The organism is Streptomyces chengmaiensis (assembly GCF_029846775.1).
Lineage (GTDB): Bacteria > Actinomycetota > Actinomycetes > Streptomycetales > Streptomycetaceae > Streptomyces > Streptomyces chengmaiensis.
On sequence record NZ_JARWBG010000072.1, the window covers coordinates 13,388 to 27,009 of the forward strand.

Here is a 13,622-nt window from a genome sequence, read left to right on the forward strand (position 1 = left end):
CCGGATGCACATCTGCCATCACTGAACCCGGCCCATTTCACGGGGCCGCGGCGGCCGAGAAGCCGACAACGCCTCGAACAGCTAGGAGATTTGGTTTGGCTACCACCGAAGCACCCCGACCCACCTTGCTCCTGGTGCACGGAGCATGGCACGGCCCCTGGTGCTGGGAGGGGCTGGAATCCGCGCTCATTTCCGATGGTTGGGCAACACGAACGGTTGCACTGCCCAGCGCTGCGACGCCGGACGCTCCGACCAGCCAGCCACTCGCCGGCATGCATGCGGATGCGCGGGCCGTCCGCGAATCCCTTGAAGCCATCGACGGGCCCGTGGTCGTCGTCGGTCACTCCTACGGAGGCATTCCGGTCACCCAAGCCATCGCCGACGCCCCCAACGTCTCGCATGCCGTCTACCTGGCCGCCTATCAACTGGACGTCGGCGAAAGTCTGTACGGGTACCACGGTGCTCCTGAACCGGAGTACGCGACAGGCGTCATCCAGCCCGCGGAAGGCAGTGTCGCGGCGGCGGCGTTCTACGCTGACGTATCCGAGGAGGAGGCCGCGCGAGCGGTCCGGAGGCTCGTACCGCAGAGTTCGAGGTCATTCAGCGACCGCGTGACGAAAGCCGGATGGCGAGCCGTCCCCTCCACTTACATCGTCTGCGAGCAGGACCAGGCACTGCCCTCCGAGGAACAGGAGAAGCTCGCCGTCCGGGCACATGCCGTTCATCGGCTGCAAAGCAGCCACTCGCCCTTCCTGTCCATGCCGTCGACACTCGCCGCCCTTCTCGCCTACATAGCCCATGGGAGCCGACCGACCCCCTGAGGCGAACCTCAAGCCGGTGCCCGAGACCACACCGTGTCCTGCCCGCTCATAGGATGGGAACATGGCATCAACCACTCGACGGCCTTCCACCGCCGCTGACCGGCGCGCCGCAGTGGAGGAGCGGATTCTGTCCGCGATCGGAGAACTGCTGCACGACGGCAGGACCTACACCGAACTGGGGGTGGAGCAGATCGCGGCCGCCGGGGGCATCTCCCGCTCGGGGTTCTACCTCTACTTCCGCGACAAGGTGGATGTGCTCCTGCGGCTGAGCGGTTTCCTGAAGTCGGACAGTTTCGGGATCGTACAGGGCTGGCAGCCCTGCGGCCCCGCCGGCGGACTTGACGGGCTTGCCCGCACATACGAGCAGCTGCTCAGGCACTACCGCAAGCACGCGGCCCTCCTGGCAGCGATCAACGAAGTGGCCGCATACGACCCTTCTGTACGTGAGTCGTGGACATCAACCCAAGACCGGTTCATCGACCACAGCACGAAGCTGCTGATCGAGGAACAGTCGGCCGGTCGCACACCTGCTGATGTCGACCCGCTGTGCGCCGCGAGAGTGATGGTGCGAGGCGGCGGACAGGTCATCGCCCAGCAAGTAGCCACAAGCGACGGCCATGACGATCCCGTGGTCGCCCGCGAGTTGGCTTACGGCTACTGGTACGGCATCTTCCGGCGCCCTGAGAGGTCGTGACACGATCTCGCGGCGGCTACCGGGCCGGCGGCGCTTGTTCCCGATGCCGGATCGCGCCTCCGTGCGCTACGTGCAGCGCCTCTTCCGAGCAGGCCGGAACGCACCAGCCGTAGCCGAACTGTCTGCGCCCTCCCGGGGCGTCCGGGCCGAGGAGTTCGGCCCAAAGCCGGGGCACTGCGGCCTGGCCGCTGCATGGTTGGACGCTCGAACGGGCGGTGCTGGTGGCCGCCATCAGAACGGCAGCCACTCATGGGCTCGACACGCACACCTGGCAGCTCGCCTGGGCCGTCGGTGACTATCTGGACCGGAAGGGCTGTGGCACGAGCTCGAAGCCACCTCGCACCTCGCGATGGAGGCGGCAGAACGCCTGGGCCACCCCTGTGCCCAGCACATATCCACCAGAGCCTCGCGCGAGCCGTGTCCAATCAGGACCGGGTCGAAGAGGCGCGGAACCGCATGGAGCGAGCGGTGGATCTATTCGCCATGGCGGACGACGTCACCGCCTGCGGCGGCAGCTGAGCCGGGTGGCCGAGCGGCAGGACGACCTCGAGGCAGCGCCCTTCCACTCTCAGCAGTCGCTCACTCCTCATCGGGCCGCAGGCCGCAGTGCGCGCACCGCCGCGGCGCTCCACGCCGCCGGCTGCCGCCGGGGCGAGAGGAGCGGACGCGGGATGGATGGAAGGTGCGGGACGCTCGGGCTATCCGGCCTTGTGGCGCTGGTAGTGGCGGGCGACACGCACTCGGTTGCCGCAGCGGGCGGCCGAGCACCAGCGGCGGCGCGGATGGGCGGCCAGGAAGAGCATCACGCAGTGGTCGGCCTCGCACTCCCGGATCCTGGTGACCGCAGGATCCGCCAGCAGTTCGGCGGCGGCCTCCGCGAGGCAGGCTGCCAGCCGGCGGCCCGGTGAGCCGTCGCGTCGGCGCGTGGCAGCCAGCGCCGACCCGTCCCACGTCAGCTCGTTGATCGCCGGTGCGGCACGCTGCGCCCGGTTGAGCGCCTCCAGGTCGGCAGCCTGGGGCTCATCGCCTCGACGGACGCGGTCGAGGACGCGGGCGGTGTGCTCGCGCACGGCGTGCACCGCTGCCAGATCCGCGGCGGTGACCTCCTGTGGCACCTCATCCGGGAGACGGTCGGCCTGGAGGACCCACCAGGCCCTCAGGTCGTCCGGGGTCGCGAGCAGGTCGTCGGCGGTCGGACGGCTGTTGACCAGGTCCAGCGCCAGCGGTTCTCCGATCAGCGGTACGAGATCACCCATGTGGCTAATGGTACACCGACGCATTGACGCGTTAGCCAGACACGAGCTATACCTAATGCATCAATCGCCAAACAAGGAATTAGGCATGCTCGCTCCGTTCGCCCGCACCGTCCACAGTCACCTTGAGGTCGACGGCGTCCGCGTCTTCTACCGGGAGTCCCTCCCCGACCGGGCCGACGCGCCCGTACTACTGCTCCTGCACGGCTTTCCGTCCGGATCTCACCAGTTCCGCCGCCTCATCGACGTACTCGGCTCGCACTACCGGCTGATCGCCCCGGATTACCCCGGCTTCGGCCACACCCAGGCCCCGGACGGCCTCACCTACTCCTTCGACCGGCTCGCCGACATCACCGAAGGCTTCGTCCAGCGCCTCGGCCTCGCCCAGTTCGTGATGTACGTCTTCGACTTCGGCGCGCCCATCGGCTTCCGTATCGCCGAACGCCACCCCGAGTGGATCGCCGGGCTGGTCGTGCAGAACGGCAACGCTTACGAGGAAGGCCTCTCAGACGCGGCCCGCGGCCTCATCGGCCTGACCCCCACCACCCCCGGCGCCCGGGAAGCCATCCAGGGCATGCTCACCCTCGACGGCACCCGCAGCCAGTACGAGACCGGCGTCACCAGCCCCGAACGGATCGCCCCGGACGGCTGGACCCTCGACCAGCATTTCCTGGACCTGCCGGGCCGCAAGGAGGCCCAGCAGGCACTGATCTTCGACTACCACTCCAACGTCGAGCGCTACGACGACTGGCAGGCGTGGCTGCGCCGGCACACTCCGCCCACCCTCATCACCTGGGGAAGCCACGACCCCTTCTTCCCCGAGCCCGGGGCCCGTGCCTACCTTCGCGATCTGCCCGACGCCGAAGTCCACCTCTTCGACACCGGCCACTTCGCACTGGAGACCCATCTGCCGGAGATCGCCCCGCTGATCGCCGACTTCCTCAACCGCGCCTGGAGGTAATCAGGGTCCGCTCACTCCCGTACGCTCCCCACACGGAGCGGCCCCTGGGTCGTCACGGGCGTCCTGTCTTTCTGGACTGGGAGAACGGCCACATCCTGCAGCTGACCGGGCAGGGCCGGATCGACTGGAACCCCGCAAGCGCCCAGAAGTACCCCGGAGCCCTGCAGGTGGTCGAGTTCGACATCGCCAAGGTGGTTCAGATCCACCACGCCACCTCCCTGAGGTGGGAGTTCCACGCCTACTCGCGGGTGAGCGCGCGGCGCGGGTGCCGGAAGGCGGCGTGAGGGCCCTCCGTCCACTGGATCGTCCCCGTGTCCACCAGGTGTCCACTGGATCTTGATCTGAACGGATGAACGGGGGTCGCCACTCTGGAGTGGCGACCCCCGTTCTCACGTTTCCACAGGTAGAAACGATCCTGCACACCACGGGCGTGGTGGGGCGGGTGGGACTCGAACCCACGGCCGACGGATTATGAGTCCGCTGCTCTAACCGGCTGAGCTACCGCCCCCAACGGCGTGTCGCGCACATTTGTGCACGCCGTCTGCCGCAGCATAGCCGCTCATACGATCTCCTGCCTCGGCTGGTCGGCCATGCCCAACCATCAGGACCGCGAAGCGTGCCGCCCGGTTCCCCGGCGCAGGGAAGTCACATAGAAAAAGGACCCTCGCGGGTCCTCTTCCGTGTCTGCTCCCCCGGCTGGACTCGAACCAGCAACCCTCCGGTTAACAGCCGAATGCTCTGCCAATTGAGCTACAGGGGATCGCGCTCCCCCGACTGGACTCGAACCAGTAACCTGCCGGTTAACAGCCGGCTGCTCTGCCAATTGAGCTACAGGGGATTGCCGCGTGTGCACCGAACGTACCTACCGGGGGCGTCCCGGAGGGCGTGCGCTCGCTGCGACACATACATTAGCGCAAGCAGGGGGGTGCTCCGCCAATCGGTATGCGGCGGGCGCCCGCGGATGATCTCCGCGGCCCGCGGGTAGGCGGCAGGCCCGTGAGTTCGACACGGCGCCGGGCAGCCGAGGCAGGGCGCCGACGCAAGGGAAGGTGGCAGCCATGCGGTACAAGCTCACGTTCGCGGTCGGACTGGCCCTGGGCTATGTGCTGGGGACGCGCGCCGGGCGCGAGCAGTACGAGAAGATGAAGAAGTCCGTGCGCGAGTTCAGTCAGAACCCCGCCGTCCGCAATGCCGCCGAGTCCGCCGCGCAGGGCGGCCGCGAGGCCGCCGGCCGGGCCTTCCACGTCGTCAGCGACAGGGTCGGCGACCGGGTCCCGTCCTCGGTGGCCGACCGGGTGCGCTCGCTGAGGGAGCGCGGGCAGGGGGACGCCGAGGACGACTGGGGCACCAGCAACACATGACATGACGGCCCCGCGCGTGCGGCAGAATCTCCGGACATGGGGATAGTCGCCGGGTTGGACAGTTCGTCTGGGTTCACACGCATCGTCGTCTGCGATGCGGACACGGGCGCCGTGTTGCGCCAGGGGTACGCTCCGCACCCCGTCGAGGCCAAGGCCGTCGAGGTCGATCCGCAGGCCTGGCTGCTCTCGCTCGGCGAGGCTGCCTCGGGCGGGCTCCTCGAAGGCGTACAGGCGATCGGCGTCTGCGCACAGGCGCACGGTCTGGTGCCGCTGGACTCCGCGGGCGGCCTGGTGCGCCCGGCCATGCTCGGCAATGACAAACGCGCCCAGGCCGCGGCCGCCGATCTCGTCGACGCCCTCGGCGGACGGCAGGCGTGGGCCGAGGCCGTCGGCTCCGTGCCGCAGGCCGCCCAGCCCGTGGCGAAGCTGCGCTGGCTGGCGCGCACCGAGCCCGAGGCGGCGCAGCGCACCGCCGCGCTGCTGCAGCCGCACGACTGGCTGGTGTGGCAGCTGCTGGGCCGGCCGGCCCGCCGGACCACCGACCGCGGCGGCGCGTCCGGCACCGGCTACTGGTCGGCGGCTGCCGGGGCCTACCGGCCCGACCTGGTGGAGCTCGCCATCGGCCACTCCTGCGCGCTGCCCGAGGTGCTCGGCCCGGCCGAGGCCGCCGGCATGACCCCCGAGGGGCTGCTGATCTCCGCGGGCACCGGCGAGACGATGGCGGCCGCGTTCGGGCTCGGCGTCGGCACCGGCGACGCCGTGGTCTCACTCGGCGCGTCCGGCTCCGTGACCGCCGTGCACCACGAGGCCCTCGCCGACCCCAGCGGAATGATCACCTCGCTCGCGGACGCGACCGGGATGCACCTGCCGGTCGTGCACACCCTCAACGCCGTGCGCGCGCTGCGCGGCACCGCCGAGCTGCTCGGCCTGGACGGTCTCGAGGAACTGTCCGCCCTGGCGCTCAAGTCGACCCCCGGCGCGTCCGGCCTGGTGCTGCTGCCGTATCTGGAGGGCGAGAAGACCCCGCAGCTGCCGCACACCGCGGGCACCCTCAGCGGACTGCGCCGTGAGTCGATGAAGCCCGAGCATCTGGCGCGGGCCGCCGTCGAGGGCATGCTCTGCTCGCTCGCCGACGCCATGGACGTGCTGCGCGGACGCGGAGTGGAGGTGCGCCGGGTGTTCCTGCTGGGCGCGGCCGCCGAACTGCCGGCCGTCCAGGCCGCCGCCCCGGCGATCTTCGGCGCCCAGGTCGTGGTGGTGCAGCCCGCCGACTATGCGGCACTGGGCGCGGCCCGGCAGGCCGCCTGGGCGCTGGGCGTCTCGCAGGGCGCGCTGACCTCGCAGTCGCCGCCCGCCTGGCAGGGGGCCGCGGCGCAGATCTTCGAGCCGGGCGAGGAACTGGCGGTGGGACAGGCCGTGCGGCAGCAGTACGGGGCGACACGGGACCAGATCCACCCGGGTGCGTTCCCTGCGGGGGCTTGATTCCGGGGGCTCCGCCCCCGGACCCCGCTACTCAATCTCCCCCGGCTACCTCCCCCCAGACTCCTCCCCCAGCTACCTCCCCCAGACTTCGTCCGGGGGTGCCCCCACGGAGGTGCCCCCAGGGGTACCCCCACGGAGGTACCGCCAGACGGGGCTCATTTCGGCGGGCGCCCGGTCGGGTAAACCCTTGGGGGTTCGCGAGCGTCCTGCCGCAAGATGGTCGGGCTGCCCCTGACCGACCCGTGCGTGTGCCGTGCGTATGCCGAGCCCGAGAGACCGCGTGTGCTGATACGAATCCTGCGGACCTATCTGCGTCCGCACCGCAAGCCAATCGCCCTGCTGGCGGTGCTGCAGCTGCTGCAGACCAGCGCCACCCTCTATCTGCCCACCCTCAACGCCGACATCATCGACAACGGTGTCGTACGCGGGGACACGGGCCATGTGCTGAGCGTCGGCGCGCTGATGGCGGTCGTGAGCGTGATCCAGGTCGCCTGCAATGTGGGGGCGGTCTACTTCGGGGCGCGCACCGCGGCCGCGGTAGGACGGGATGTGCGGGCCGACGTCTTCGACCGGGTGCAGAGCTTCTCCGCCCGCGAGATGGGGCACTTCGGCGCGCCGTCTCTGATCACCCGCACGACCAACGACGTCCAGCAGGTGCAGATGCTGGTCCTGATGGCGTTCACGCTGATGGTCTCCGCTCCGATCATGTGCGTGGGCGGCATCGTGATGGCGCTCGGCCAGGATGTTCCGCTGTCGGCGGTGCTGCTCGCGGTGGTTCCGGTGCTCGGCGTCGCGGTGTCGCTGATCGTGCGGCGGATGCGCCCGCTGTTCCGCACGATGCAGGAGCGGCTCGACTCGGTGAACCAGGTGCTGCGCGAGCAGATCACCGGCATCCGAGTCATCCGCGCGTTCGTCCGCGACGGCTACGAGAAGGAACGGTTCCGCGAGGCCAACGCCGAGCTGACCGGTGTCTCCATGTCCGCAGCACGGCTGATGGCGCTGATGTTCCCGACCGTGATGACGGTGGTCAACGTCTCGTCGGTCGCCGTCGTCTGGTTCGGGGCGCACCGGATCGACGCGGGCGCGATGCAGATCGGTTCGCTGACCGCGTTCCTCGCCTATCTGATGCAGATCGTGATGGCCGTGATGATGGCCACCTTCATGTTCATGATGGTGCCGCGCGCCGAGGTCTGCGCGGAGCGCATCGAGCAGGTGCTGTCGACCGCGTCGAGCGTCGTGCCGCCCGCCGCGCCCGTGCGGCGTCTGCACGGCCACGGCCGGCTGGAGCTGCGGGACGTCGGCTTCCGCTACCCCGGCGCGGAGGAGCCGGTGCTGCGCGGCGTCGGTCTGCTGGCCCTCCCCGGCGAGACGACCGCGATCATCGGCTCGACCGGCAGCGGCAAGTCGACGCTGCTGGGACTGGTGCCGCGGCTGTTCGACGCGACCGGCGGGCAGGTGCTGGTCGGCGGGGTGGACGTACGCGACCTTGACCCGGAGCTGGTGGCGCGGACCGTGGGTCTGGTGCCGCAGAAGCCGTATCTGTTCTCCGGCACCGTCGCGACGAATCTGCGGTACGGACGGCCCGACGCGAGCGACCAGGAGCTGTGGCGGGCGCTGGAGGCGGCGCAGGCGCGGGACTTCGTCGAAGTGCTCGACGGGGGGCTGGACGCGCCCGTATCCCAGGGCGGCGTGAACCTCTCCGGCGGGCAGCGGCAGCGGCTGGCGATCGCCAGGACGCTGGTGCAGCGGCCGGAGATCTATCTCTTCGACGACTCGTTCTCCGCGCTGGACTACGCCACGGACGCGGCGCTGCGCCGGGCCCTGGCGGCCGAGACGGCGGAGGCGACCGTGGTGATCGTCGCCCAGCGGGTGTCCACCATCCGCGACGCCGACCGGATCGTGGTCCTCGACGAGGGACGCGTCGTGGCAAGCGGGACGCACGAGGAGCTGATGGACCCCGGACACGGCGATGACACCTACCGGGAGATCGTGCTCTCCCAGCTGACGGAGGCGGAGGCCGCATGAGCGGGCCGGGCGGACGGATGATGGCGGGCGGCTCTCCCGCCGACCGGTCCCTGGACTTCAGGGGGTCGGCCAAGCGGCTGCTGCGGGCGCTGGCCCCGCAGCGGGCGGCGCTGTGGACGATGCTGGCGGCCGGACTGCTCAGCGTGGCGTTCTCGGTGATCGGCCCGGTCATCCTGGGCCGGGCCACGGATCTGGTCTTCGCGGGCGTCGTCGGCCGGTCCATGGACGAGGGCGGCAGCAAGGCCGGGGCGATCGAGGAGCTGCGCGAGCGCGGCGATGGCGGCGTCGCGGACATGCTGACGGCGGTGGACTTCGTGCCGGGGCACGGCATCGACTTCGCCGCCGTACGCGATGTGCTGCTGGCCGCGCTGGCGGTGTACGCGGCCGCCGGGCTGCTGATGCTGCTGGCCACCCGGATGTCGGTGCTGGTGATCAACCGGACCGTGTACCGGATGCGCGAGGAGGTGCAGGCGAAGCTTGAGCGGCTGCCGCTTGCATACTTCGACCGGGCCAGGCGCGGCGAGGTGCTCAGCCGGGCGACCAACGACATCGACAACATCTCGCAGACCCTTCAGCAGACGATGGGCCAGCTGGTCAACTCGCTGCTGACGATTGTGGGCGTGCTGGCGATGATGTTCTGGATCTCGCCGCTGCTGGCGCTGGTCGCACTGGTCACGGTGCCGCTGTCGGTGTGGGTGGCCACCAGGGTCGGCAAGCGCTCGCAGCCGCACTTCGTGCAGCAGTGGAAGTCCACGGGACGGCTCAACGCCCATGTGGAGGAGATGTACACCGGCCATGCGCTGGTGAAGGTCTTCGGACGGCAGGACGAGTCGGCGCGGGCGTTCGCGGAGCAGAACGAGGCGCTGTACGAGGCGGGGTTCAAGGCGCAGTTCCACAGCGGTGTCATGCAGCCGCTGATGTTCTTCGTGTCCAACCTGAACTATGTGCTGGTGGCGGTGGTCGGCGGGCTGCGCGTGGCGTCGGGCGCGCTGTCCATCGGGGACGTCCAGGCCTTCATCCAGTTCTCCCGGCAGTTCTCGATGCCGCTGACGCAGGTGGCGTCGATGGCGAACCTGGTGCAGTCGGGCGTCGCCTCGGCGGAGCGGGTCTTCGAGCTGCTGGACGCGGAGGAGCAGGAGCCGGACGCGCCCGCGGTCGCGGGGGTCGCGCGGCCGGTTCCCGAAAGGCCCGCCGGGAGGGTCTCGTTCGAGCATGTGGCCTTCCGCTACGAGCCGGAGAAGCCGCTCATCGAGGATCTGTCGCTCACCGTGGAGCCGGGCCACACCGTGGCGATCGTCGGCCCGACCGGCGCGGGCAAGACCACCCTGGTCAATCTGCTGCTGCGGTTCTACGAGGTGACGGGCGGCCGGATCGGCCTGGACGGCGTGGACATCGCGAAGATCCCGCGCGAGGAGCTGCGCTCGGGCATCGGCATGGTGCTCCAGGACACCTGGCTGTTCGGCGGCACGATCGCGGAGAACATCGCGTACGGGGCGGCCCGGGAGGTCACCCGCGAGGAGATCGAGGCGGCGGCGCGGGCGGCGCACGCGGACCGCTTCATCCGCACCCTGCCCGACGGCTACGACACCGTCGTCGACGACGAGGGCTCCTCCGGATCAGGGGTGAGCGCCGGTGAGAAGCAGCTGATCACCATCGCGCGGGCGTTTCTGTCCGACCCGGTGATACTGGTCCTCGACGAGGCGACCAGCTCGGTCGACACCCGCACGGAGGTGCTGATCCAGAAGGCGATGGCGCGGCTGGCCCACGGCCGTACCAGTTTTGTGATCGCGCACCGGCTCTCCACCGTCCGGGACGCGGACGTGATCCTGGTGATGGAGCACGGCTCGATCGTCGAACAGGGCACGCACGACGAGCTGCTGGCCTCCGACGGGGCGTATGCGCGGCTGTACGCGGCGCAGTTCGCACAGGCGGTCGCCGAGGTGGACTGACGTACTGTCGTACCCTGATCGGGCCGGACACATCGCAGCGCGCACGGGAGGTACGGGGGATGGCCGAGAAGACCGGATCGGGCGACGGCGAGGGCGGCGAGGAGTGCTGCGACGACGCCCGCGGCAGGTCCATGGCCCTGGGGCTCTCGCTGGGCACCGCGATCGGCACCTCGCTGGGTGTGGCGCTGGACAATCTCGCGCTGGGCCTCAGCATGGGCATGTGCCTGGGCGTCGCCTGGGGCGCGGTCGTGGGCGCGCGCCGGAGGAAGTCCGGCGAGAGCTGACGGGCGAGAGCTGACGGGCGAGAGCTGACGGGCGAGAGCTGACGGGCGAGAGCTGACGGGCGAGGGCCGCGCCCGCCCGGCGTACCGGCCCTGGCCGGAGCGCCGGGCGGGCCCGGCCCTTCCGACCGCTTCAGTCGAGGTAGCCGCGCAGCTGGTCGGCGAAGGCGTGATCACGCAACTTGTTGAGGGTCTTGGACTCGATCTGGCGGATGCGCTCCCGGGTCACGCCGAAGAGCCGGCCGATCTCCTCCAGGGTGCGGGGGCGGCCGTCTGCCAGCCCGTACCGGAGCTGCACCACTTTGCGCTCGCGCTCGCCGAGCGTGGACAGCACGGCGTCCAGATGCTGGCGCAGCAGCAGGAAGGCGGCCGACTCGACGGGAGACGCGGCGTCGCCGTCCTCGATGAGGTCGCCGAGGGCGACGTCCTCCTCCTCCCCGACGGGCGCGTGCAGCGAGACCGGCTCCTGTGCCAGCCGCAGCACCTCGCTGACCCGCTCGGGCGGCAGGTCCAGCTGGGCCGCGACCTCCCCGGGCGTGGGCTCGTAGCCCCGCTCCTGGAGCATGCGGCGCTGCACCCGCACCACACGGTTGATCAGCTCGACGACATGTACGGGGACGCGAATGGTCCGCGCCTGGTCGGCGAGGGCGCGGGACATGGCCTGGCGTATCCACCACGTCGCATATGTGGAGAACTTGTATCCGCGCGCGTAGTCGAACTTCTCAACGGCCCTGATCAGACCGAGGTTTCCCTCCTGGACCAGGTCCAGCATGGTCAGCCCGCGGCCGATGTACCGCTTGGCGACGGAGACGACGAGCCTGAGGTTCGCCTCGATGAGGCGGCGCTTGGCCATCCGGCCCATGACGACGAGCCGGTCGAGGTCGAGGGCGAGCCGGGTGTCCAACTCGGGGGTGCTGACCAGCTTCTCCTCGGCGAACAGCCCCGCCTCGACACGGCGGGCGAGCTCCACCTCCTCGGCGGCGGTCAGCAGGGGTATCCTCCCGATCTCCCGCAGATACTGGCGGAAGAGGTCGGAGGACGGCCCGCCGCCGTCGATGCGGCCGACCGGCGTTTCCGGCGGCTCCGCCCTCTCCGGCTGCGGCTCCGGTTGCGGTTGCGGCTCCGGTTGCTCCTTCGCTGGCCGCTCCTTCGCCGGGGGCGCGCCCGCGGGTGCGCCGACGGGAACGCCGACGGGCGAAGCGGGCGGCCCCTCCGGGTGCCGGGCCCCCCGGCTCTGCGGGGGGACCTGCGCGATGAGATCGGTCTCGGTCAGGGTCTGGGTCTGCACGGGGGCGACCTCCAGGGTGATCGCTGCCGGTTCGGGGGCGTGCGGCAGCGGAACGGCGGCGGCCGCGTCGCCGCCTTCCGTCCCGTACGCGATGAGCGGATCCGCGGGGGTGTCTGGCCTGCCATCGCCAGCCCGGCCGCGCTCCGAGGACTCAGGCACCGCACCTCAGTGTGGGGTACGACACATCACTGCCACGAGGGGCGTGCGGTGACTTTTTGAGTCCTGTGCGTGACCGGGTGGTTACCGAGGGGGTGTCATTCCCCTCCTCTCCCCCTACGCCCCGGGGGCAATGCCGTTGCTTTTGCGGGGGCCGGGCGGTTGAAGTGGTGTGCTGATATCGCGTCTGGAGCGGCTGGGGTTGGGGGTCCTGACCCGGTCGTGTCCGCCTGAGCTGGTGGACCGGGTGGTGGGTGAGGCGAGGTGCTCGGAGNGGGCAATGCCGTTGCTTTTGCGGGGGCCGGGCGGTTGAAGTGGTGTGCTGATATCGCGTCTGGAGCGGCTGGGGTTGGGGGTCCTGACCCGGTCGTGTCCGCCTGAGCTGGTGGACCGGGTGGTGGGTGAGGCGAGGTGCTCGGAGAAGCGTCGGCGTCTGCTGTCCGCCCGGTTCACGGTGTATTTCGTGCTGGCGATGTGCTTGTTCCCGCAGGCCGACTACCTGGAGGTCCTGCGGCTGGTGAAGACTGGCGACAAGGGGCTGCGGTCCTGGCCCGGGGTGAACAAGTCGTCGCTGACCAGGGCCCGGCAGCGGCTCGGCTGGCCGGTGATGCGGGAGCTGTTCCGGTCCGTGGCCCGGCCGCTCGGCACGGACAGCGAGCTGTTCCACGGGCTGCGGGTGCTGGCCTTGGACGGGATGCTGCTGGCCGTGCCCGACTCCGCACGTAACAACGATGCCTTCGGCAAGTCCGGCTCTCATCGCAGTCCCATGGGATATCCGCAGGCCAGAGTCGTCGCGGTGGCTGAGTGCTCCTCCCACGCCGTTCTGGACGCCGCGATCGGCGGGTTCAAGGACTCCGAGCGCATCGTCTCCGACACCCTGGACGCTCATGCCGGGCCTGGCACGCTGTTACTCGCCGACCGGGGACTGTGGGGTCTGGCCCGCTGGCACCGGCTGAGGGCCCAGGGCACGCACCTGCTCTGGCGGATCGAGCGGCGCAAGGCCCGTCGGGTCCAGGACGTCTTGCCCGACGGCAGCTACCTCGCCCGGATCGAGGCGAACAAGCACAGCAAGGCAGCCGGGACGGCCAAGGCCCCGCCGGTGCTGGTCCGGGTGATCGAGTACCGCGTCGATGGACAACCCGACGTGGTACGGCTCATCACCAGCCTCACCGACCACGAGAAGTACCCCGCCGAAGAACTTGCCATCCTGTATGCCCGGCGCTGGGAGATCGAGCTCGTCTTCGACGAGATCAAGACCCATCAACGCGGCCGACCAGTCCTCAGGTCGCAGACACCGGACGGCGTACGGCAGGAAATCTACGCGCACTTGATCGTGCACCACGCCACCCGG

11 protein-coding genes and 3 tRNA genes are annotated in these 13,622 nt (G+C 70.1%); 9 read left to right on the top strand and 5 right to left on the bottom strand.

Annotated elements, in window-relative coordinates; all coding sequences use genetic code 11:
• Nucleotides 1-134 precede the first annotated feature (134 nt).
• Together QCN29_RS33290 and QCN29_RS33295 are read left to right on the top strand one after the other, a co-directional pair.
• On the top strand, nucleotides 135-821 hold the full coding sequence (locus tag QCN29_RS33290; RefSeq protein WP_279932837.1) for an alpha/beta fold hydrolase: 687 nt from the start codon (nucleotides 135-137) through the stop codon (nucleotides 819-821).
• 61 nt (nucleotides 822-882) lie between these two features.
• Nucleotides 883-1,515, top strand: coding sequence for a TetR/AcrR family transcriptional regulator (locus QCN29_RS33295; RefSeq protein ID WP_279932838.1), 633 nt, complete (start codon nucleotides 883-885; stop codon nucleotides 1,513-1,515).
• 698 nt (nucleotides 1,516-2,213) lie between these two features.
• Here the strand turns inward: QCN29_RS33295 and QCN29_RS33300 are convergent.
• Complete coding sequence (locus QCN29_RS33300; protein ID WP_279932839.1) at nucleotides 2,214-2,771, bottom strand: CGNR zinc finger domain-containing protein; 558 nt, start codon at nucleotides 2,769-2,771, stop codon at nucleotides 2,214-2,216.
• An 85-nt stretch (nucleotides 2,772-2,856) separates the two neighbouring features.
• Here QCN29_RS33300 and QCN29_RS33305 point away from each other — a divergent pair, with 85 nt between their 5' ends.
• On the top strand, nucleotides 2,857-3,729 hold the full coding sequence (locus QCN29_RS33305) for an alpha/beta fold hydrolase (RefSeq protein ID WP_279932841.1): 873 nt from the start codon (nucleotides 2,857-2,859) through the stop codon (nucleotides 3,727-3,729).
• Nucleotides 3,730-4,160: 431 nt separating this feature from the next.
• Here QCN29_RS33305 and QCN29_RS33310 read toward each other — a convergent pair.
• The 3 genes from QCN29_RS33310 to QCN29_RS33320 form a co-directional block, all read right to left on the bottom strand.
• A tRNA-Ile gene (locus tag QCN29_RS33310) sits at nucleotides 4,161-4,237 on the bottom strand.
• Between the two features lie 179 nt (nucleotides 4,238-4,416).
• Nucleotides 4,417-4,489, bottom strand: a tRNA-Asn gene (locus tag QCN29_RS33315).
• Nucleotides 4,490-4,494: 5 nt separating this feature from the next.
• Nucleotides 4,495-4,567 (bottom strand) — tRNA-Asn (locus QCN29_RS33320).
• Between the two features lie 220 nt (nucleotides 4,568-4,787).
• On the opposite strand from QCN29_RS33320, the gene QCN29_RS33325 reads away from it, so the two are divergent.
• From QCN29_RS33325 to QCN29_RS33345, 5 genes are all read left to right on the top strand, one after another.
• Nucleotides 4,788-5,090, top strand: a complete 303-nt coding sequence (locus tag QCN29_RS33325) for a YtxH domain-containing protein (protein WP_240138153.1) — start codon at nucleotides 4,788-4,790, stop codon at nucleotides 5,088-5,090.
• 36 nt (nucleotides 5,091-5,126) lie between these two features.
• Nucleotides 5,127-6,572 carry a xylulokinase gene (locus QCN29_RS33330; protein ID WP_279932842.1) on the top strand — a complete coding sequence of 482 codons (1,446 nt, stop codon included), beginning with the start codon at nucleotides 5,127-5,129 and terminating at the stop codon, nucleotides 6,570-6,572.
• Nucleotides 6,573-6,854: 282 nt separating this feature from the next.
• Nucleotides 6,855-8,597, top strand: a complete 1,743-nt coding sequence (locus QCN29_RS33335; protein ID WP_279932843.1) for an ABC transporter ATP-binding protein — start codon at nucleotides 6,855-6,857, stop codon at nucleotides 8,595-8,597.
• Nucleotides 8,594-10,546 (top strand): ABC transporter ATP-binding protein, encoded by a 1,953-nt coding sequence (locus QCN29_RS33340; protein WP_279932845.1) that lies wholly within the window; start codon nucleotides 8,594-8,596, stop codon nucleotides 10,544-10,546. Before QCN29_RS33335 ends, QCN29_RS33340 begins: the two co-directional genes overlap by 4 nt.
• A 59-nt stretch (nucleotides 10,547-10,605) precedes the next feature.
• Entirely contained in the window at nucleotides 10,606-10,830 is a 225-nt protein-coding gene (locus tag QCN29_RS33345) for a hypothetical protein (RefSeq protein WP_279932846.1), read from the top strand.
• 130 nt (nucleotides 10,831-10,960) lie between these two features.
• On the opposite strand, the gene QCN29_RS33350 is transcribed toward QCN29_RS33345, so the two are convergent.
• Complete coding sequence (locus tag QCN29_RS33350) at nucleotides 10,961-12,274, bottom strand: RNA polymerase sigma factor (protein WP_279932847.1); 1,314 nt, start codon at nucleotides 12,272-12,274, stop codon at nucleotides 10,961-10,963.
• A 316-nt stretch (nucleotides 12,275-12,590) separates the two neighbouring features.
• Here QCN29_RS33350 and QCN29_RS33355 point away from each other — a divergent pair.
• A partial coding sequence (locus QCN29_RS33355; protein ID WP_279932848.1) for an IS4 family transposase occupies nucleotides 12,591-13,622 on the top strand: 1,032 nt, incomplete at its 3' end.

What these genes read in the sequence shown, in the direction of transcription:
- QCN29_RS33300 (WP_279932839.1), bottom strand. Translation starts at nt 2,771, where the DNA reads ATGGGTGATCTCGTACCGCTGATCGGAGAACCGCTGGCGCTGGACCTG.
- QCN29_RS33325 (WP_240138153.1), top strand. Translation starts at nt 4,788, where the DNA reads ATGCGGTACAAGCTCACGTTCGCGGTCGGACTGGCCCTGGGCTATGTG.
- QCN29_RS33345 (WP_279932846.1), top strand. Translation starts at nt 10,606, where the DNA reads ATGGCCGAGAAGACCGGATCGGGCGACGGCGAGGGCGGCGAGGAGTGC.
- QCN29_RS33340 (WP_279932845.1), top strand. Translation starts at nt 8,594, where the DNA reads ATGAGCGGGCCGGGCGGACGGATGATGGCGGGCGGCTCTCCCGCCGAC.
- QCN29_RS33305 (WP_279932841.1), top strand. Translation starts at nt 2,857, where the DNA reads ATGCTCGCTCCGTTCGCCCGCACCGTCCACAGTCACCTTGAGGTCGAC.
- QCN29_RS33330 (WP_279932842.1), top strand. Translation starts at nt 5,127, where the DNA reads ATGGGGATAGTCGCCGGGTTGGACAGTTCGTCTGGGTTCACACGCATC.
- QCN29_RS33295 (WP_279932838.1), top strand. Translation starts at nt 883, where the DNA reads ATGGCATCAACCACTCGACGGCCTTCCACCGCCGCTGACCGGCGCGCC.